The organism is Streptomyces sp. 2323.1 (genome assembly GCF_900221035.1).
Lineage (GTDB): Bacteria > Actinomycetota > Actinomycetes > Streptomycetales > Streptomycetaceae > Streptomyces > Streptomyces sioyaensis.
The window spans coordinates 5649684-5668751 of record NZ_LT907981.1 but is presented as its reverse complement, the minus strand read 5'-3'; the positions used below and the strand labels follow the sequence as shown (position 1 = coordinate 5668751).

Below are 19068 nucleotides of genomic sequence, written 5' to 3'. Positions count from 1 at the left end.
GATCCGCCCCACGGACCGCACCCCTCCCCCGTGGCGGCTAGAGTGGCCGGGCCGTGGTGTTCGGGAAGACCGGTGACGGACCGTGAGGTCCCAGACCGGAGCGGCCCTCGCCACTGTGATCGGGGAGTTTCCACCCCTTCCGCAGACGCATGACGCCTCTGCGGCGCCACTGACCGCAGCCCGCGGCCGGGAAGGCGGGGGCGGACGCGTGCACCTGTAAGCCAGGAGACCGGCCACGGCATCTCACGAACTGATCCACGAGGTGCTGGAGCGTGACCGCCGGATGGCCCTGTCCACCGATACCCCGACCACCCCTGCCTCCGGCGCCTTTCGCTGGCGACGGCAGGACACCGTCCGTACCGCGGGCCTGATGGCCGTCATAGCCGGACTGCATGTCGTCGCCTTCGGCGTGCTCTTCCTGCTGGTGGTCCCGCACCACTACACCGTCGGCAGCCGGGTCTTCGGCGTCGGGCTGGGCATCACCGCGTACACCCTCGGCATGCGGCACGCCTTCGATGCCGACCACATCGCCGCCATCGACAACACCACCCGCAAGCTGATGGCCGACGGCAAGCGGCCGGTCTCGGTCGGCTTCTGGTTCGCCCTCGGCCACTCCAGCGTGGTCGTCGTGATGGCGGCCCTCGTGGCGGGCGGCGCGCAGCTCGCCGGCATCCTGCTCAACGACGAATCCCGCATGCACCAGATCCTGGGCACGGTCGGGACCACCGTCTCGGGGTCGTTCCTCTACCTCATCGCCGCCCTCAACCTCATCGCGCTGTCCGGGATGTGGCGGGTCTTCCGCGAGATGCGCAGCGGCCGCTACGACGAGGTCGAGCTGGAGCGGCAACTCGACTCACGCGGCTTCATGAACCGCTTCCTGGGGCGGTTCACCCGCTCCGTCTCCCGCCCCGGCCAGATGTTCCCGCTCGGCTTCCTCTTCGGGCTCGGCTTCGACACCGCGACCGAAGTGACCCTGATGGTGATGGCCGGCAGCGGCGCCGCGGCCGGTCTGCCCTGGTACGCGGTGCTGTGTCTGCCGCTGCTCTTCGCCGCCGGAATGAGCCTGTTCGACACCCTCGACGGCACCTTCATGAACTTCGCCTACCAGTGGGCGTTCTCCAACCCGGTGCGCAAGGTCTACTACAACCTCGCGATCACCGGCCTCTCGATCGCCGTCGCCTTCTTCATCGGCACGATCGAGCTGGTGACGGTGCTGCACGACAAGCTCGCCCTCACCGACCCGCTGACCGGCTGGATATCCGGCCTCGACCTCGACAACGTCGGCTTCATCATCGTCGGCCTGTTCGTGGTCGTGTGGGCCGCGGCGCTGGCGTACTGGCGGCTGTCCGGCGTCGAGAAGCGCTGGACGGAGCGGGCCGGGCGAGCGCAGCCGACGAAGCCGGAGGGTACGGCAGGTCCGGCAGGCACGGCAGGTCCGGAGGAAGAGGCGCAGCCGGCGGGGCGGAGCGGACAGGAGGAGCGGGCGGCGTCGGACGCCTGAGGACCACCCCGCCCCGGCCTCCCCTCAGGTGGCCGACCCCGCCGCCGCCCCCGTCATCAGGTCCGGCCCCCAGCGCTCCAGTGCCGCTGCCAGATCGAGCGGGAGCACGCGGTCCGGCTGGTCCGGGCCGGGCCAGTCCTCGCGCGGGACCCGCCACATCACCTCGAACTCGTTGCCGTCCGGGTCCTTGGCGTACAGCGACTTGGCGACGAGGTGATCGCTGGCCCCCAGCAGGGCGCCCCGCTCGACGAGCCGGTCACGCGCCGCGACGAGTTCGCCGAGCGTGCCGACCTCCCAGGCGAGGTGGTACAGCCCGACCCGTCCCGCTTCGGGCCCGGGAGCCCCGGGACCCACGGCGAACAGCCCCAGGTCGTGATCGTTGAGCGAGCCGGGAGCGCTGAGAAACGCGGCGCGTCCCGGCACCTCGACATCCACCGTGAGCCCGAGGGCCTCGGTGTAGAAGGCGACGGCCCGCGCCACCTCACGTACGTAGAGCACCGCGTGATTGAGACGTCGTACCGGCATGGCCCTGCTCTCCGCTCTTCCGCCGCGACACCACCATGGTGCCGCCGCACTCCCCGTTTCCGGCTCCGCTGTTCCTGCCTGCCCCCGGGCCGGCGTGAATTCCTGCCCGCCCCGGGCCGGCATCCATTCCTGCCCCCGCCGGGCTGGCATCCGTTCCTGCCCGGACCGGGCCGGCGTCTGTTCCTGCCCGTCCCGGGCCGGCGTCCGTTCCTGCCCCGCCCGGCCCGGCGTCACTTCCGGACCAGCAGCATCACGCCCGCCACGACCACCCCCAGCACCAGTGCGGCCACACCGCGGACCGGCCGGTGGACCCGCAGGCCGGGCAGGAAGCGGTCAACGGCCAAGCGGCCGGGCCCGGTCAGTGCCAGGGCCGCCGCACCGGCGGTCAGCAGCAGCTCGTACTCCACGCCCTTGGGCGCGAAGAAGCCCCCGCCCCACTTCACGGCCAGGGCGTTGATCATCGTGCCGACGACCGCCGCGGCGGCGAGCGGGGTGAGCAGTCCGGCCACCAGCCCGAGCCCGCCGAGCGTCTCGCTCAGACCGGCGACGACGGCCATCGTCCGGCCGGCCGGATAGCCGCTCATCGTGAAGAACTGCCCGGTCCCGTCGAGCCCCGGCCCGCCGAACCAGCCGAACAGCTTCTGGGCACCGTGGGCCGCCATGGTCAGTCCGAGCGCGAGCCGCAGTACGAGCAGCCCGGTGTCGTAGCCGTACGGAGCGGGCTTGTCGCGCATCGATACGCCGAGGCGGGAGGGCTCAAGAGTGCTGAGGGGGGACGTCATGAGGAGCGCTCTTTCACAGGTCGAGGTCCGGCCCGCGATCCCACGGGCCAGTTACTTGAAACTTCAAGTCACTCTCGACGATACACAGCACCCCCCACGGCGAACAACAGCGCGCGGCGACCCCGGACGACCCGCCGCGCACCCACCCCACGCCGTCCCTGCTCAGGACGGGTCCGGCGGTACCGCCGCGGGCCGCCCGAGGAACGCAGCGATCGCACGGTCGAAGTGGGGCCGGGCCACCACCGGCCGTTGTGGGGCGGCAGTCGCCGTGCGCTGCGGTGCCAGGGCGGCGGCGACGGCCCGTTTGGCGGCCCGGATCGCCGCCGGCGGATGGTCGGCGATCCCGGCGGCGAGGCGGCCGACGTGCTCGGCGAGCCGGTCGTCGGGCACGCAGTGGTCGGCGAGTCCGAGGGCCACCGCCGTGCGGGCCTCGACCAGCCGGCCGGTGTAGAGCAACTCCCGTGCCGTGCCCGGTCCGGCCAGGGCGACCAGCCGTGCCGCGAAGACCGGGCTGGCGAGGATGCCGAGCCGGGCGATCGGCATCCCGATCCGTGCGCTGTCCGCCATGAGCCGCAGATCGCAGGCGAGGGCGAGCTGGCACCCCGCCCCCGCGGCGACACCGCGGACCTCGGCGATCACCGGCACCGGACAGTCCTCGATCGCCGTGAACGCCGCTTCCATGTGGGCGAAGGACTCCTCGACATGGCCCGGATCCGCCGCCACCCAGTCGGTCATGTCCGACCCGGCGCAGAAGGTGTCGCCCTGCCCGCGGAGCACCAGCACCCGCAGCGACCGGCGCGCCCCGAGCTCCCTGACCTGCCGGCCCAGGGACTCCCAGGCGGCGGCGGGAAGAGCGTTGCGCCGGCCGCCGTCACCGATCCGGATCTCGCCGACGGCGCCGGAGCGGGTGATCGCGACGGCGGGCTCGGGGCCGGGTGACGGGGTCACTTCGCGGCCTTCCGTGCGCGGAGTCCGGCCAGTTGCCCGGGGCCGGCCCCGAGGGCGGTCAGGACCTGTGCGGTGTGCTCACCGTGCCGGGGCGGCGGGGTGCGTACGGCCGCCGGGTGCTCGGACAGCTTGATGGGTGACGTGAGGGTACGGAGGGTGCCGGCGTCGGGGTGCTCGATCTCGGTGACCATGCCGCGGGCGATGACCTGGGGGTGCCGCAGGGCCTGGTCGACGGTGTTGATCGGACCGACCGGTATCCCCTCCTCGGTGAGCCGTGCGGCCCACTCCTGGGCGCCGCGGGCAGCCAGCGCGCCTTCGATCAGCGGAAGCAGCTCCCCGCGGTGGCGGACCCGGTCGGGGTTGGTCGCGAACCGTGGGTCGTCGACGAGCGCGGCGAGTCCGATCGCGGTGGCGAAACGGCGCCAGAGCCCGTCGTTCCCGGCGGCCACCATGAGATGCCCGTCGGCGGTGGGGAACGCCTGGTAGGGCACGATCGCCGGATGGGCCGAGCCGTAGCGCTGCGGGACGTCGCCGGAGGCGAAGTAGCCGGCGGCCACATAACTCAGCCAGGCCACCTGGCCGTCCAGCAGCGAGACATCGACCCACTCGCCCCGGCCCGTGCGCTCACGACTGCGGAGGGCGGCGAGGATGCCGAGGGCGGCCCACATGCCGGCGGCGAGGTCGGCCGGGGACACCCCGAAGCGCACCGGCGGTCCCCCGGGTTCGCCGGTCACGCTCATGACCCCGCTCACCGCCTGCGCGATCGCGTCATAGCCGGGCTCCTGCCGGTACGGCCCGGTCTGCCCGTAGCCGCTGATCGAGGCGTAGACGACGCCGGGGTTGCCGGCCCGGACGTCCTCGTAGCCCAGACCGAGGCGGGCCGCGGTGCCCGGCCGGAAGTTCTCCACGATCACATCGGCGCCGGCCGCCAGCTCGTGGATCAGGCCGCGGCACTCCGGGTCCTTGAGGTCGACGGCGATACCGCGCTTGTTGCGGTTGACGCTGTGGAAGTACGCCGCGTCCTCGCCCTGGAAGGGGGGACCCCAGACCCGGGTGTCATCTCCGGAGACGGGGTCCTCGACCTTGATCACATCGGCGCCCAGGTCGGCCAGCATCATGGTGCAGAACGGCCCGGACAGGATGCGGGACAGATCGAGGACCTTCAGACCGGTCAGCGTTCCCTCGTGGACGAGCCAGGGCCCGGGGTGTGGTGCGGGGTGCATCGGGTCTCACGCCTCCGTTGCGGTGGGACGCGCCAACGGGCCGTCGGACGAGCCCAGTTCGAGCAGGAGCTCCATGCAGATGGCGGTGGCGTCGAGGAAGTAGTCGACGCGCAGGTTCTCGTTCGGCGCGTGGTTGGCCTGGTCGGCGTTGGCCAGCGGCAGGCCGATGCTGGGCAGCCCGAGGACGTCGGTGAAGACCCAGTCCGGAAGGGTGCCGCCGTAGGCGGGTATCAGCAGCGGGGGCCGCCCGGTGACCCGCGAGATGGCCGCTGCCACCTGCGGCGTGTAGGGATTGTCGATCGTGGTCCGGGAGGCCGGTGTGCCGCCGGTCTTGACGACCGTCACCTCGGGGGCGTGGGCCCGCAGATGGGCGGCCACCCGCTCGAAGACGGCCTGCGGATCCTGGCCCGGCGTCAGCCGGATGTCGACGCCCGCCTCCGCGGTGTCGGGGATGATCGTCCGGGCCACGTCACCCGTGCTGATCCCGTTGATCGTCAGCGTGGGGCGGTCCGCCAGACGCTCGTAGAAGGACAGCCCGTCGAAGGCGGGGTCCATCCCGCTCAGCCCGATGTCCCCGAGGACCTGCGGCAGATCGAGCGGGAGCGCGGCGAACGCGGCGCGGTCGGCGTCGGGCAGCGGTTCGCGGCCGTCGTCGAAGCCCTCGACGAGGACCCGGCCGGCCGGGTCCTTGAGGCAGGCCAGCGCCTGGACCAGCTGCCAGGCCGGATTGGTCGCGACATTGCCGAAGTTGCCGGAGTGCAGGGGGCGGCTCGGACCGGTCGCCCGCAGCCGGAGCCGGAGCATGCCGCGCACCCCGTGCGAGACACACCATTCACCGGACTCGTGCACCGACCGGTCGCTCCAGACGACCAGATCGCCGTCGAACAGTTCCCGGTGCGCCCGCAGGGTGGTCGCCAGCGTGGGGCTGCCGATCTCCTCCTCGCCGTCCAGCAGCACCGTGACCGAGCAGGGCAGTTGGCCGGCGTACTCGTCGAACAGGCGCAGCGCCTGCAGATGCGCATAGTGCTGGCCCTTGTTGTCGCCGGTGCCGCGCCCCCAGATCCGCCCGTCCCGCAGGACCGGGGTGAAGGGGTCGGAGTCCCACTGTTCGCGCGGTCCGGCCGGCTGGACGTCGTAGTGGCCGTAGAGGAGGACGTGCGGCGACCCGGCCGGCCCGGCGCGGTGGCCGACCACCAGCGGCCGGCCACCGTCGCTGGCCAGCACCGACGGCGTCAGGCCGGCCCGCTTGACCTCGTCGAGCGCACGGTCGGTCGCGGCGGGGAACCCCTCGCCGGTCGCGCTCACGCCGGGTTGGCTGACGTAGTCCATCAGTCCGGCGATGAGTGCGTCCTGGCGCTCGTGCACCAGATCACGCGGGGTGCCGGGGAGCTGAGCGCGGATCGTCGCAGCGTCCGTCATGGAAGTGACCTCGTTCTCTCGTGGGGGGCCGGCGGGCAGGGGCCCGTCCGGCAGCAGCCGTTGGCGGCTGGTCGGAAGTGCGTACGGGATACGGCCGGCGGGTCAGCGCAGGGCGAGGAAGCGCCGGGCGGCCAGCAGGGCGGCGATGCTCAGGGCGCCGGCCGCCATGATGTAGAAGCCGGGCGAGAGGTGGTTGCCGGTGCTGGCGATCATCCAGGTGATGATCGCCGGGGCGAAGCCGCCGAAGGACAGCACGCCGAGGTTGTAGCTCAGGGACAGGCCGGTGCTGCGGGTGGCCGTCGGGAACGCCTCGGACATCAGGGCCGGCAGCGCACCGAAGTAGCAGGCCTTCAACAGCCCGAGTGCCCCCATCACCACGCCCATGACCAGCAGCGACGGGCTGCCCGACAGCAGCAGGAACAGCGGGCAGATGAGGAGCACCATCGCGGTCCCGGCGATGAGCATGATCTTGGTGCGGCCGATCCGGTCCGAGAGATGGCCGATCAGGGGCGTCACGGTCGTCAGCATCACCCCGGAGACCGCCGCACCGATGTATCCCGCGGAGGACGGCAGCCCCAGGACCTTCTGGGCATAGGTCGGCATATAGACGATCACATACGTCACCGCGGTGGACATCACCATGGCGCCGACCATGAGCAGCACCCGCAGCTTCTGCCGTCCGAGCACCTGCCGTATCGGTGTCGTCGTGGCTTCTCCCGCCTCGACGGCCTCGGCGAATTCGGGGGTCTCCGGGAGCTGCCGGCGGATCACATAGCCCACCGGGCCGATCAGCAGGCCGACGAGGAACGGAATGCGCCAGCCCCACGAATCCAGCTGCGCAGCGGAGAGATTCATGCTGAGCACGGTGCCGAAGGTCGCGGCCAGCAGCGTCGCCAGGCCCTGCGAGGCGAACTGCCAGCTCGCCATGTAGCCGCGCCGGTCCGACGACTGCTCGGACAGGAATGCGGTCGCACTGCCGAATTCACCGCCCGCCGAGAATCCCTGCAACAGCCGGGCCAGCAGAATCATGACCGGTGCGGCAATGCCGATGGAGGCATAGGTGGGCATCACGGCGATCAGCAACGTGCCGATCATCATCAGCCGGATCGTCAACAGCAGACCGGCCTTGCGTCCGGCGCGGTCCGCGTACGGCCCCAGAACGAGTGCGCCCAACGGCCGGACCAGATACGAGATCCCGAATGTGCCGAAGGCGAGCATCAGGGACACCGTTGCGTCACCGGTGGGAAAGAACGCCTTGGAGATCGAAACCGCGAAGAACCCATAAGTGGTCAGGTCGTACCACTCAAGCGTGTTTCCGGCCGTGGCCGCGAGCACGGCACGCCTCGCCCGATTCCGGCTCAGGGGTTTCTCGGCAATCATCTGACCTGTCTCTCCAGCGGTCGTCATGAGTGTTACTCCCTCGAATCGAGCAGGCGAACTGTCGCGCAGGGTGGAAACGCCGATGAGTGAGTCCGAAGCAGCGGAAAAAGACCTCGGGAGCTCGTTGAGCGATGACGCTAGAGCCCACCGACCGTTCGCACAATCGCAACTTTTAGAACACCTGGTTGCCGAATGGGCAACGCCACGGTGAACGCCGCTCAGGCCGCCGGGAGGTCCGCCCAGCGCGTGATTCCGTCGCGGTGGGCGCGGGCGCCGTACCGGAGGGACAAGGCAGTGACGATGCCGCTCCCCCGGCCGTGCTCGGCCGGCTGCCCCCCGTCGGCCGGCCAGCGGACGCAGGACGCCGGCCCCGCATCGGAGACCTCGATGCGCAGCGCGCAGCGCGCGTCACCCCCGGGCCGGGACAGGTGCAGCACGGCCGGCGGAAGGGCGTGGGTGACCGCGTTGGTGACCAGTTCGGAGATCACCAACACCGCGTCCTCAATGGTCGTCGCGGGAAGATTCCAGGAGGTCAGTACGGTGTGCGCGCGGCGGCGCGCCGGGGCGACCGCCTCCGGGAGATGCGGCAGCGGACAGCGGAAGGACATGTCCCCGTCCGGTGTCGCCCAGGATCCGGTGTCGTCGCCGGTGACCGTCGCATTCATGATCATCCCTGCCTCGGCTGCCTGCGGGGAGGATGCACACCGGGTGAGGGGAGCCCTATCGGCCGGCCGCCGGTCGACGGGGCCGCCGGTAAAAGGCGCCGCCGATTCGCTCGGCCCGCCCGTTCCGGATGAGCCCGCAGGGCGTATTGCCGACGTTAGGCACGGCCGGACCATTCACGCAATCGCAATTTATAGAACAAATCGTTGCCCGAAGAGCAATAGCTTTCTATGCTGAGCGCATGCTGAACAGTCCGGCTCTTGAGTACTTCCTCGAAGTGGTTCGCACCGGCTCGGTCAATGAGGCATCCAGGCGACTCCTGGTCGCGGGCTCGGCCATCAGCCGGCAGATCGGCAAACTTGAGCAGGAAATCGGCGTCCCGCTGTTCGAGCGCCGGCCACGCGGAATGGTACCCAGTGAGGCCGGTGCCCTTTTGGCGGCCTATGCGCGCCGAGCCACCCTGGAAACCGATCAGGTACTCGCGGAGATCCGCGGCCGCGGCCGGCTGGGGGCCACCGTCCGGGTGGCGAGTTCACAGGGCGCCTCGCAGGAATTCCTGCCGCACGCCATGGCCACATTCCGCAAGGAGAATCCGGGCACCACCTTCCAACTGCCCGTGGTGAGCCCGTCATCGGCTACACAAATGGTCAAGGACGGCTCGGTCGACCTGGCCGTCACCTTCAGCCTCGCGCCCGCTCCCGACGTCCGCGTCATCCATGCCCAACGGGCCCCGATCCAGGCCGTGGTCAGATCGGATCACCCGCTCGCGCAGCGGGACGAAATCCATCTGCACGATCTGCTTCCCTATCCGGTCGCCCTCACCGAAGAAGGCACCACGAACCGGCGCCTCTTCGACCTCTGCTGCTCGATCGAGGGCATCAGCTTCGAACCCCTGCTGGTCAGTTCCAGCGCCAGCGCCCTGTCCACCTTCGTCAAAGAGGCGAATGCCGTTTCACTGAACAGCCACATCACCGTGCATGAACGGCTGCGCAACGAGGGGCTGAAGGCCATCGCCATCCTCAACCCGGAAATGCATCTGCGCACCATCCAGATCCAGGCCATGGCAGGCCGTCAACTCCCGGCCGTCGTGGACGCATTCGCCGACCACCTGATCCGCCGGCTCGCGGAAATCGAGGTGTAGGAACCGGTCGAGGTGCAGGAACCACGGGGCACGACCGCGCTCCCCGCGGCACACCCTCCGGAGGAGGACTCGACTCCGCTCCCCGCCGCCGCGCGAGCCCTACCCGACGGCCGCCGCCGCCCGGACCATACGGGTCACCTTCCGCTCCGCCAGGAACGTGCCCAGCGGAAGCCCGGCCGCCAGCACCATCAGGATCTTCGTCCCTCTGGACGGCCTGATCCGGAGGAAAAGCAGGACCACGGCGATCAGGTACAGGACCGCGAAGAGACTGTTGAGCACAGGGATGAGGGCCAGCTCGTCCGTACCGGACGCCATGACCAGGTACGTCAGAAGGGTCAGCACACCGCTGGCATGGGCCACGGCCCGGAACACCAGCAGCGCGACCCGCCCGACCGGCGATCCGCCCGCCCGCGGTACGGCGTCCGCCCGCGGTACAGCACTCTCCTGGGTGGATTGCGCGCGCACCGCACTCGCGCGGGCCCGACCCGGCCGCCGGGAGGCGGATGCCGTCGCGGCCTCGGTGGCACCGGGCCCGCCCGAGCCGGAGGCGAGCACGGTCCCTCCCGGCCCACCCACCGGCGCTGCCACCCGGCCCGGATCGCCCACCGGGCCGGTGGCTTCAACCGAACCCTGAGGGTCCACCACACCCGGAGCTTCCACCGCACCCGGCCCCTCGACCAGGCCCGGAACTGCTTCCACCGGGACCGACCCCAGCGCCGTGGCCGTAATGTCCACGGCCCGGAGCCGATCCCCCGGTTCCTTGGACATACATGCCGCGATCAACGGCCGAACACCCGACGGCACGCCGCTCAGCACCGGCTGCTCGTGCACCACGCGGAAGAGCAGCGCATGCGTCGACCCGTCGCCGAACGGCCCCCGCCCCGTCGCGGCGAACGTCAGCACCGAACCGAGCGAGAAGATGTCCGACGGCTCCCCCACCTCCCGCCCCATGGCCTGCTCGGGGGACATGAAGGCGGGGGTGCCCAGCACCGTGCCGGTCACCGTCAGCGCCGTACCGCTGTCGTCCTCCAGGGCCTTGGAGATCCCGAAGTCGATGACCCGCGGCCCGTCGTCCAGGAGCAGCACATTCGACGGCTTCAGATCGCGGTGCACCAGCCCGATCCGGTGGAACGCCTGCAGCGCTTCGGCCAGTCCCGCGGCCAGCTGCCGCAACGCCGCCTCGTCCAGCGGCCCGTGCGCCGCCACCTGCTCCGCCAGCGAGGGACCCGGGACGTACTGACTGGCCACCCAGGGCGTCGGCGCGTCCGGATCGGCGTCCACCACGGGAGCCGTCCAGAAGCCGCCCGCCTTCATCGCCAGCTCGACCTCCCGCCGGAACCGCCGGCGAAAGCCCGGGTCCTTGGCGATCTCGGCCCGTACGACCTTCACGGCGACCCGCCGCCCCGAACCGGACTCGCCCAGGTACACCTGCCCCATACCGCCGGCCCCGAGCCGGGCCCTCAATCGGTACGGACCGACCACGGCCGGGTCTCCGGCATCCAGTGGCTGTGGCATCGCTCGCTCCCCTAAACGTGGTACGCGCGGCGCACTCTACCCAGGCCGTTCTCCGCGCCCTCCCGGCGGGGAGAGGGGCCCCGGTCCCACGGGAGAACCACCAACACCGGACAAACACCCGGGCCCGGACAGAACGGGCCCCCTCACACCACGGCGTGTCCGCAGGCCGGTGCATTCGTTGGCCACCGCGCCGGTGGTGGCGGGTGTGGGGTACGTCAGGAGCGTGGAGCAGTGGCCCGTTGGATCATGATGAACCTCCCGCCCGGGTTGCTGCTGGCAGCGCTCGTCGTCGGGATCGCCGGCGGGACAGCAGTCGTCCAGGCGTTCGTCCGGCACAGTTTCCCCCGCCTCAGGCAGGGCAGGCACAACGAGGTCGCACAATTCATCTTTCCCGTTGTCGGTCTCGTCTACGGGTTCCTCATCGGCTTCATGGTCCTCTCGCTCTGGGGGCAAGTGAACTCGGCAGACCAGATGACGCGGGCCGAGGGCGCCGCGGCGGTGCAGCTGGCCAGGGGACTCCATGGGTTCGGCACGGCCGAGAGCGCACGGATCCGGCAGAGCCTGCTGGAGTACGGCCGCGCGGCGACGGCCGAGTGGCCCCGCGCCGCGGTCGGCCGCACCACGCCCGAGGCCGAGAACGCGCTGAACCGCCTGTACGGCACGTACGAGGAGATCAAGCCGCGCAACGACATCCAACGAGCCGTCCTCACCGGCTCGCTCGCGTCCCTGAGGGACTTGACCGGCGCACGAACGCAACGGCTGCTTGCGGCACGCTCCAACACCGGCCCGCCCGCGTCGCTGTGGATGGTGATCTTCCTGAACACCGGACTGGTCCTCGGGTTCTCCATCATCTTCGGCACCGAGCAGGCCCGGATGCACTACGGGATGGTCGCGGCGGTGAGCGTCCTCGTCGCCGCCAACCTGTTCCTCGTCACAGAACTGGCATATCCCTTCCTCGGCGAACTCTCTTCGTCCCCGGAGCCCCTGAACGCGGTGATCCAGGTCCTGTCGTCGCCTCAGTAGCGGGGGGGGGAGATGCCGGCGACCGTCCCGCTGCCGAGCGGTCCAGGAAGACCGGCCGGGCCCTCCGGCAGGCACACGGCACGAACTCCGTCGCGCGGCGTCCGGAGCATAAAACGATCAAGGCCCAGGAATCCGAATTCACACCGGATGACCTGGGCCTTTGTCGTTTGCGTGGTAAGTGGGCACAGACGGATTTGAACCGCCGACATCTGCTTTGTAAGAGCAGCGCTCTACCGCTGAGCTATGCGCCCTGGCCGAGCCGACAGACTACCTTGCCTTCTGGGCTGGACTGCAAACCAGCGTGCGGAGGACGAACTTACCGGTCGGGGTGTTCGTTCCGGTGAGTGGGACAATGACATTCGGCCTGGGGCGATGCGATCGATCGGGAGAGGGAAGTGACGGCGAGAGAAACGCAGCCGCATGAGCAGCGAGAACGCCGTCGCGCCCGTGGGGGGCCGGTCCGGGATGTGGTGGCGCTCGCGCTGTTGCCGCTGCCGTTGCTGGCCGCGCTGGCGCCGATGGCGTTCGCGGGCGGGGGGACCCGTCGCTGGTTCGGGCGCGGGGAGGGTCAGCGGGCCGATGCGCAGGCCGCGAAGGATGCCGCGGCGGAGGCGTTCTACGAGCTGGACACCGCGCAGCGGGATCTGCGGATCTCCATAGAGACGATCACCGCCGTGGACAGTTCGCCGGCCGCGCGGAAGATCGCGGAGGATTACGCGGGCTTCGGCCGGCGGATCGATGAGGTGAGCCAGGGATACATCACCGCGGTCGACTCGCACGATCTGGACCGTGACGATCTGGACGGCGCCGCCATGGCGCGGGCGCGGGCCGATCTGACGCGGGCCAAGGAGGAACTGAACCGCGTCAAGGGCGAGCTCGACCGGTTCGCGCAGGGGCTCGGGCCGCTGCTGCAGACCGCCGAGACGCAGCTGGCCCGGCTGGCCCCGGCCGTGGAGCGGGCCCGGCAGGCGCTGCTCGCGGCGAGCAATGGGCTGGATGCGGTGCGTGCCCAGGGGCTGCGGGCGGACGATCTGGCGGGCCGGCTGGCGGCGCTCGGGCCGGAGCTGACCAAGCTCAATCAGGGCGCCGGGCAGCACGGCGTCCAGGAGACGATCCGGCGGGCCGACGACGTGCTGCGCAAGGCCGAGGCCGTACGGGCCGAGGCCGAGCGGCTGCCGGGCAAAGCCGCGGAGATCGACAAGCGGCTGGTGTCGTTGCGGACCCGGGCGCAGGCGATCACCACGCGTGCGGGGAAGGTCGACCCGGTCCTCAGCGAGCTGCGGCGGCGGTACAGCGCGGCGTGCTGGCAGGACCTCCAGCAGGTGCCGGAGCAGGCCGCGCAGTCCGTCCGGCAGGCCGAGACCAAGCTGCGGGAGGCGCAGCAGGCGCGTGACGAGCAGCGCTGGGCGGATGCCACGAGCCTGCTGGCGACCGTACGGGCGCTGCTGGACACCGTCGACGAGGCGGTGTCGGCGGCCGGCGAGCGGCTGCAGCGGCTCGATGCGGTGTCGTTCGACCGGCAGAAGGAGATCGACCGGACGCGCTTCGCGATCCGCGACGCGCAGCGGCTGGCGATGGCCGGGCGCAGCACCCCCGACCCGCGGCACGCCGGCCCCCTGGACGACGCGGTGGCGCGGCTGGACCGCGCGATCGCGGGCCTGGAGGGCCGGCATCCGGACTGGTGGCACTTCCTGACCGAGACCGACGCCGTCCGGCAGACGGTGGCCCGGGTGGTGCAGGAGATCAGGGACGCGAGGGGCGGGGCGGGGGCCGGCTGACATGGACCGGGGCGTCGCGGGGCGGGGCCGGGGCGCGGCCCGGGGCTCCGGTGGCGCTGAGGGCGGCCTCCGACGGCTTTCCTCCGGCGGGTGAACGGTCCGCGCCGCCCGGGCGCGATGGCGTGATGTGCGGCGTGGGCGGATCCTGGAGAGAGGTACGGCTCAGACGGCACCTCTGCGCGAAGGAGGCCGGACATGGCTACTGGGGTTACCGGCCAGCCCCTCCACGGGCCCAATCCGCTCCACCGGGTGAAGGCGCGGCACACCCGCCTCGATGAGCATCTGCCCGTGGACCATCGGCTCAGCCAGGTCTACCGCGTCGGCGCGGGACTCATGGGCCTGGTGCTGATCGCCTTCGGCATCCTCGGACTCACCCACCACATCGGTTACTTCGACACCGGCGGCGACACCGTGGCCGGGCTGAACACCAACGGCACCCTGAGCGTCCTGTCGATCGTCGTCGGCGCGATCCTCTTCCTCGGCATGGTGATCGGCGGGAACCTCGCCTCGACCCTCAACATCGTGTTCGGCGGGCTGTTCCTGCTGAGCGGGTTCGTGAACCTGGCGCTGCTGCAGACCGATGCGAACTTCCTCGCCTTCCGGCTCCAGAACGTCCTCTTCAGCTTCCTGGTGGGGTTGATGCTGCTGGTCTTCGGGATGTACGGACGGGTCAGCGGCGGCCTCCCGCACGACAATCCGTATTGGCGGGCCCGGCACCCGGAGGAAGCGGAACGGTTCGACCGCGGACAGCTGGTACCCGTCTCCGGTATGACGGCCGCGCGGCAGGCGGCGCGGGTCAGGATGCAGGGCGCCTCCCATGCGGGACGCGGTTCGTTCGGCGCCGGCACCAGCGGGAGCAGACGGCGCAGCCGTACGTCCGCGCTCGGCAGCGGCCAGGACACCGGCACCGGCGCGGACTCGGGCACGGGACCCGGCACCGGCCGTAAGAAGTCCTGAGCCGGGGCAGGAAAGCAGCACGATGAGCCGTCACGGGCACGCCACGCCCGTCACCGGGCACGGGGTGCACAACGTGGCGGTCGAAGCGCTCGCCACGCGGATCCTCAAGGGCACCTACGGGGAGGGCGACAGCCTGGTCCTGCCGGAGGTGATGGCGGAGCTGGAGGTGAGCCAGACCGTCCTGCGCGAGGCGATCAAGGTGCTGACCATCAAGGGGATCCTCGGCACCGAGACGAAGCGCGGCACGTTCGTGCGTCCCAGGGAGGACTGGAATCTCCTGGACGCGGACGTGCTGCGGTGGAAGCTCGCGGCCGGGGTCTCCTCCGATTTCTTCGCCGATGTGCTCGAACTGCGCCGTTCCATCGAGCCCGCGGCGGCCGCGCTCGCCGCGGAGCGCCGTACCGATGACGATCTGGCGGCACTGGACGCCGCGCTGAGCGCGATGGCCGCCAGCGCGGGCGACCCGGTGATGCTCGTACGCGCCGACGCGTCCTTCCACACGGCCATGCTGGTCGCGTCGAACAACCGCTTCTATGCGCAGATGCACCGGGTGATCGTGCCGGTCCTCGTCCAGCGCGACCGGGAGGTGCTCGCCGCGGCCGGGGCGCTCGCGCCGCCGCATGCCGTCCATGCCGCGGTCGTCGGGGCCGTACGGGACAGGGACATCGACGGCGCCTATATGGCGATGCTCGAACTGCTCGATATGTCGGCGCGGGAGCATCCGTAGCGCGGCGGGGAATTGCCGGGCGGCAGCCGTTACGGCGGGGACGCCGGTGGGCAGGACACCGCGAGGCACCGCGCAGGAGCGGCAGACGCCGCACGCACCCGACGCCGTCCGCGGCACGGGCGCCGCGCGGGAGGCCGCACGCCAGGTGCCGACGCCGAAAGGACGGGCCGGTCCGCATGAAGATCAGCCGTATCGAGACCTTCCTCGCCCCGCCGCGCTGGCTGTTCGTACGGGTGGAGACCGATGAGGGCGTCGTCGGCTGGGGCGAGCCGGTGGTCGAGGGGCGGGCCGAGCCGGTCCGGGCGGCCGTGGACGTGCTGGCCGAATATCTCCTGGGCCAGGATCCGGCACGTATCGAGGACCACTGGCAGGTCATGACCAAGGGCGGCTTCTACCGGGGCGGGCCCGTCCTCTCGTCCGCCGTCGCCGGCCTGGACCAGGCGCTGTGGGACATCAAGGGGAAGCGGCACGGGGTCCCCGTCCATCAGCTGCTGGGCGGGCCGGTCCGCGAGAAGATCCGCGCCTACGCCTGGGTCGGCGGCGATGAGCCACATGCCCTGCGCGATGCGGTCACCGCACAGACCGAGGCCGGTTTCACCGCCGTCAAGATGAACGGCTGCGGCCGGATGACGCCGGTGGCGACCCGCGCCGAGATACGGGCATGCCTGCGGCGCGCCGAGACCGCCCGCGAAGTCCTCGGCGACGAAAGGGACTTCGGCCTCGACTTCCACGGGCGGGTCTCGCCCGCCAACGCCCGCCGGCTGCTCCCGCTGCTGGCCGACTACACGCCGATGTTCGTCGAGGAGCCCGTGCTCTGCGACCATCTGCATGCCCTCCCCGACCTCGTCAACGCCTCCGGTATCCCCCTGGCACTCGGTGAACGCCTCTTCACCAGAAGGGAGTTCCTGGCTCCGCTTCAGGCCGGCGTGGCGATCGTCCAGCCCGACGTCTCGCATGCGGGCGGCATCTCCGAGCTGCGCCGGATCGCCGCCCTCGCGGAGGTCTACGGGGCGCAGCTCGCCCCGCACTGCCCGCTGGGGCCGGTCGCCCTGGCCGCCAGCCTCCAAGTCGCCTTCACCACCCCGAATTTCCTCATCCAGGAGCAATCCGTCGGGATCCACTACCACCGGGGCACCGAGCTGCTGGACTATGTCGTGGATCCGGAGCCGTTCCGCTTCCACGGCGGGTCGCTGCTGCGGACCGACCGTCCGGGGCTCGGGGTGGAGGTGGACGAGGCCGCCGTACGGGCGGCGGATGTGCGGGGGCACGCCTGGCGGAATCCGGTGTGGCGCCATGAGGACGGCGCGTTCGCCGAATGGTGACGGGCGGGCTGTGGTGACTGGCCCCGCCGCCCTTCCCCGAAGGGAAATAATCGAAGGTGTCACCCGCGCGCCTGCGCGACCCGTCGCGCAGCACACCCGCGGCGGGGTGCAGGAGAAAGCAGGAAACGCTATGGACCTCAGCACGGCGCTCCGGACCGAGCGGCTGGTGGCCGTCATCCGGGGCAGGGATGCGGAAGCGTCCTTCCGCACGGTCATGGCGCTTGCGGAGGCAGGCGTATTGCTGGTCGAGATCTCGCTCAGCGGGCAGGACGCCCTCACCGTCATCCGACGGGCGCGCGCCGAGCTCGGCGACGCGGCCTGGCTCGGCGCCGGCACCGTCCAGACCGCCGCCGACGCCCGGCGGGCCGCCGAAGCCGGGGCGAACCTCATCGTCACGCCCGGTCTCGGGGCCGGCCTGGAGGAGTCCGTACGCCAGGGACTGCCGACGCTCGCCGGGGTGCTGACGCCGTCCGAGGTGATCGCGGCCGAGGCGCTGGGCGTCTCCGCACTGAAGCTGTTCCCGGCGTCGGTGGGCGGGCCTTCCTATCTGGCGGCGCTCCGCGGGCCCTTCCCCGAGCCGGCCTTCGTGCCGGTCGGCGGGGTGGATCTGACCACCGCGCAGGAGTATTTCGACGCGGGGGCGGTGGCGGTGGGCGTCGGTTCACCGCTGATCGGGAACGCGGCGGACGGGGGTGATCTGGACGAGCTGCGCAAGCGCGTGGCGGAGTTCCAGGCGGCGTGCGCGCAATGACGGGGCGGCCGGCGCCCGAGGCCGGCGCCGTCCGACCGCGGCTTCCCGGCCAACCGGGCCGCCCGGACGTCTTCACCTTCGGCGAGACCATGGTCGCCCTGCGCGGCAGCGGCCCGCTGAAGCTCGGCGGCACGCTCCAGGTCTCCGTCGCCGGAGCGGAGAGCAATGTCGCCATCGGCCTGGCCCGGCTCGGGCACGACGTCCGCTGGGCGGGCGCGGTCGGCGCGGACGAGGCCGGGCAGCTGGTGCTGCGTACGCTGCGCGCCGAGGGCGTCGACGTCTCCGGCACCTCGACCGATCCCCAGGCCCCCACCGGGCTGCTGTGGAGCGAACCGCGGCTGCCCGACGTCACGCGGGTGCACTACTACCGCGCGGGATCGGCCGGCTCCCGGCTCACGGCGGACCTCATCCGGGGCGCGTTCTCCGCCGCCCCGCCCCGCGTCCTGCATCTGACGGGCATCACCCCGGCCCTGAGCCCCACGGCCCGGAAGGCGGCCCGTCAGATCCTCCCCCTCGCCCGGGAATGCGGCTCGCTGGTCTGCCTCGATGTCAACTTCCGCGCCCGGCTGTGGACCGCCGCGGAAGCCGCCGCTGTCCTGCGCACCTGGGTCCCGTTCGTGGACGTCCTGATCGCCTCCGAGGACGAGCTGCCGCTGTGCCTGCCCGAAGGTACGGAAACGGAGGGCGAGCGGCCGTCGCTCGCCGCGCAGGCCGGACTCCTACTGGACCTGGGCGTCGGCGAGGTCGTGGTCAAACTCGGCGCCGAGGGGGCGACGGCCTTCACCCGCGGCGGCCGTCTGGACCGGCCCGCCCCCTCGGTACGGGCCGTGGACGCCGTGGGCGCCGGCGATGCCTTCGTGGCGGGCTATCTGTCGGCGCTGCTGGACGGCGAGGAGCCGGCCGGGCGGCTGGCCCGGGGCGTCACCACCGGCGCGTTCGCGGTCGCCTCCGCCGGCGACTGGGAAGGCGCGCCGACCCGCGCGGAGCTGGCCATGCTGGACGCGCCGCCCGGCACCGTCGTGCGCTGAGCGGCGCCACGGCTAATCTGTGCTCATGCCTCGTTATGAATACCGGTGCCGCCCCTGTGACACCACCTTCGAGCTGAACCGGCCGATGGCCGAGTCCTCCGCCCCGGCGGTCTGCCCGCACGGCCACGAGGACACCGTGAAGCTCCTCTCCACGGTCGCCGTCGGCGGCTCCGCCGCGGCCCCCGCACCCGCCCCCGCCCCGCGCGGTGCGGGCGGCGGCTGTTGCGGAGGGGGCGGCTGCGGCTAGAGGGCCGCTGCGGCCGGCCAGGCCCCATCGGGCCACGTGCGTCCTCCGTCTTGCCGTCCACGCACCTGGGGGACGTGACGCACACCGACGCACCCCATGACGAGACGGCGACCTACGGGTGCCCTCTTGACGGTCACT

General features: G+C 71.5%; 18 protein-coding genes, 1 tRNA gene and 1 riboswitch. Of the genes, 10 read left to right on the top strand and 9 right to left on the bottom strand.

All coding sequences use genetic code 11. The annotated features are described in order from the left end of the window. The first annotated feature begins 37 nt into the window (after positions 1-37). Positions 38-252, top strand: a riboswitch (cobalamin riboswitch). 31 nt (positions 253-283) lie between these two features. After that, positions 284-1501, top strand: a complete 1218-nt coding sequence (locus CPH93_RS24385; RefSeq protein WP_231977473.1) for a HoxN/HupN/NixA family nickel/cobalt transporter — start codon at positions 284-286, stop codon at positions 1499-1501. 24 nt (positions 1502-1525) lie between these two features. Here the strand turns inward: CPH93_RS24385 and CPH93_RS24380 are convergent, their stop codons facing one another. The 7 genes from CPH93_RS24380 to CPH93_RS24350 all read right to left on the bottom strand — a co-directional run bounded on the left by CPH93_RS24380 (position 1526) and on the right by CPH93_RS24350 (position 8443). After that, positions 1526-2026 (bottom strand): VOC family protein, encoded by a 501-nt coding sequence (locus CPH93_RS24380; RefSeq protein ID WP_093482963.1) that lies wholly within the window; start codon positions 2024-2026, stop codon positions 1526-1528. Positions 2027-2256: 230 nt separating this feature from the next. After that, positions 2257-2808, bottom strand: coding sequence for a DoxX family protein (locus CPH93_RS24375; protein WP_093648889.1), 552 nt, complete (start codon positions 2806-2808; stop codon positions 2257-2259). 162 nt (positions 2809-2970) lie between these two features. Then, on the bottom strand, positions 2971-3756 hold the full coding sequence (locus tag CPH93_RS24370; RefSeq protein ID WP_096214069.1) for an enoyl-CoA hydratase/isomerase family protein: 786 nt from the start codon (positions 3754-3756) through the stop codon (positions 2971-2973). Then, positions 3753-4979, bottom strand: coding sequence for a CaiB/BaiF CoA transferase family protein (locus CPH93_RS24365; protein WP_096214068.1), 1227 nt, complete (start codon positions 4977-4979; stop codon positions 3753-3755). The genes CPH93_RS24370 and CPH93_RS24365 overlap by 4 nt, the downstream gene beginning before the upstream one ends. A gap of 6 nt (positions 4980-4985) precedes the next feature. Beyond that, on the bottom strand, positions 4986-6398 hold the full coding sequence (locus CPH93_RS24360) for a M20/M25/M40 family metallo-hydrolase (protein ID WP_093482967.1): 1413 nt from the start codon (positions 6396-6398) through the stop codon (positions 4986-4988). A gap of 102 nt (positions 6399-6500) precedes the next feature. Then, positions 6501-7805, bottom strand: coding sequence for an MFS transporter (locus tag CPH93_RS24355; protein WP_231976943.1), 1305 nt, complete (start codon positions 7803-7805; stop codon positions 6501-6503). 191 nt (positions 7806-7996) lie between these two features. Beyond that, positions 7997-8443, bottom strand: a complete 447-nt coding sequence (locus CPH93_RS24350) for an ATP-binding protein (protein WP_331716958.1) — start codon at positions 8441-8443, stop codon at positions 7997-7999. 239 nt (positions 8444-8682) lie between these two features. Between CPH93_RS24350 and CPH93_RS24345 the strand changes: the two genes are divergently transcribed. Continuing rightward, positions 8683-9582, top strand: a complete 900-nt coding sequence (locus CPH93_RS24345; RefSeq protein ID WP_093482969.1) for a LysR family transcriptional regulator — start codon at positions 8683-8685, stop codon at positions 9580-9582. A gap of 99 nt (positions 9583-9681) precedes the next feature. On the opposite strand, the gene CPH93_RS36455 is transcribed toward CPH93_RS24345, so the two are convergent. Next, a complete protein-coding gene (locus CPH93_RS36455; RefSeq protein WP_096214067.1) occupies positions 9682-11097 on the bottom strand; it encodes a protein kinase domain-containing protein in 1416 nt (471 codons plus the stop codon). Positions 11098-11328: 231 nt separating this feature from the next. Between CPH93_RS36455 and CPH93_RS24335 the strand changes: the two genes are divergently transcribed. Next, entirely contained in the window at positions 11329-12120 is a 792-nt protein-coding gene (locus tag CPH93_RS24335) for a bestrophin-like domain (protein ID WP_231976942.1), read from the top strand. Positions 12121-12299: 179 nt separating this feature from the next. On the opposite strand, the gene CPH93_RS24330 is transcribed toward CPH93_RS24335, so the two are convergent. Further along, a tRNA-Val gene (locus CPH93_RS24330) sits at positions 12300-12371 on the bottom strand. A 219-nt stretch (positions 12372-12590) separates the two neighbouring features. Between CPH93_RS24330 and CPH93_RS24325 the strand changes: the two genes are divergently transcribed. From CPH93_RS24325 to CPH93_RS24295, 7 genes are all read left to right on the top strand, one after another. Further along, entirely contained in the window at positions 12591-13898 is a 1308-nt protein-coding gene (locus CPH93_RS24325; protein WP_173910012.1) for a hypothetical protein, read from the top strand. Positions 13899-14093: 195 nt separating this feature from the next. After that, positions 14094-14855 (top strand): DUF4383 domain-containing protein, encoded by a 762-nt coding sequence (locus CPH93_RS24320; RefSeq protein WP_231976941.1) that lies wholly within the window; start codon positions 14094-14096, stop codon positions 14853-14855. A 22-nt stretch (positions 14856-14877) separates the two neighbouring features. Beyond that, positions 14878-15582: a FadR/GntR family transcriptional regulator gene (locus CPH93_RS24315; protein WP_096214065.1), complete on the top strand. Its 705-nt coding sequence runs from the start codon at positions 14878-14880 to the stop codon at positions 15580-15582. A gap of 176 nt (positions 15583-15758) precedes the next feature. Beyond that, on the top strand, positions 15759-16904 hold the full coding sequence (gene dgoD / locus CPH93_RS24310) for a galactonate dehydratase (RefSeq protein ID WP_096214064.1): 1146 nt from the start codon (positions 15759-15761) through the stop codon (positions 16902-16904). A 130-nt stretch (positions 16905-17034) separates the two neighbouring features. Then, complete coding sequence (locus CPH93_RS24305; RefSeq protein WP_096214063.1) at positions 17035-17655, top strand: bifunctional 4-hydroxy-2-oxoglutarate aldolase/2-dehydro-3-deoxy-phosphogluconate aldolase; 621 nt, start codon at positions 17035-17037, stop codon at positions 17653-17655. Further along, a complete protein-coding gene (locus CPH93_RS24300) occupies positions 17652-18683 on the top strand; it encodes a sugar kinase (RefSeq protein ID WP_096214062.1) in 1032 nt (343 codons plus the stop codon). The genes CPH93_RS24305 and CPH93_RS24300 overlap by 4 nt, the downstream gene beginning before the upstream one ends. Before the next feature lie 25 nt (positions 18684-18708). Beyond that, a complete protein-coding gene (locus tag CPH93_RS24295; RefSeq protein ID WP_093482977.1) occupies positions 18709-18930 on the top strand; it encodes an FmdB family zinc ribbon protein in 222 nt (73 codons plus the stop codon). Positions 18931-19068: the final 138 nt, after the last annotated feature.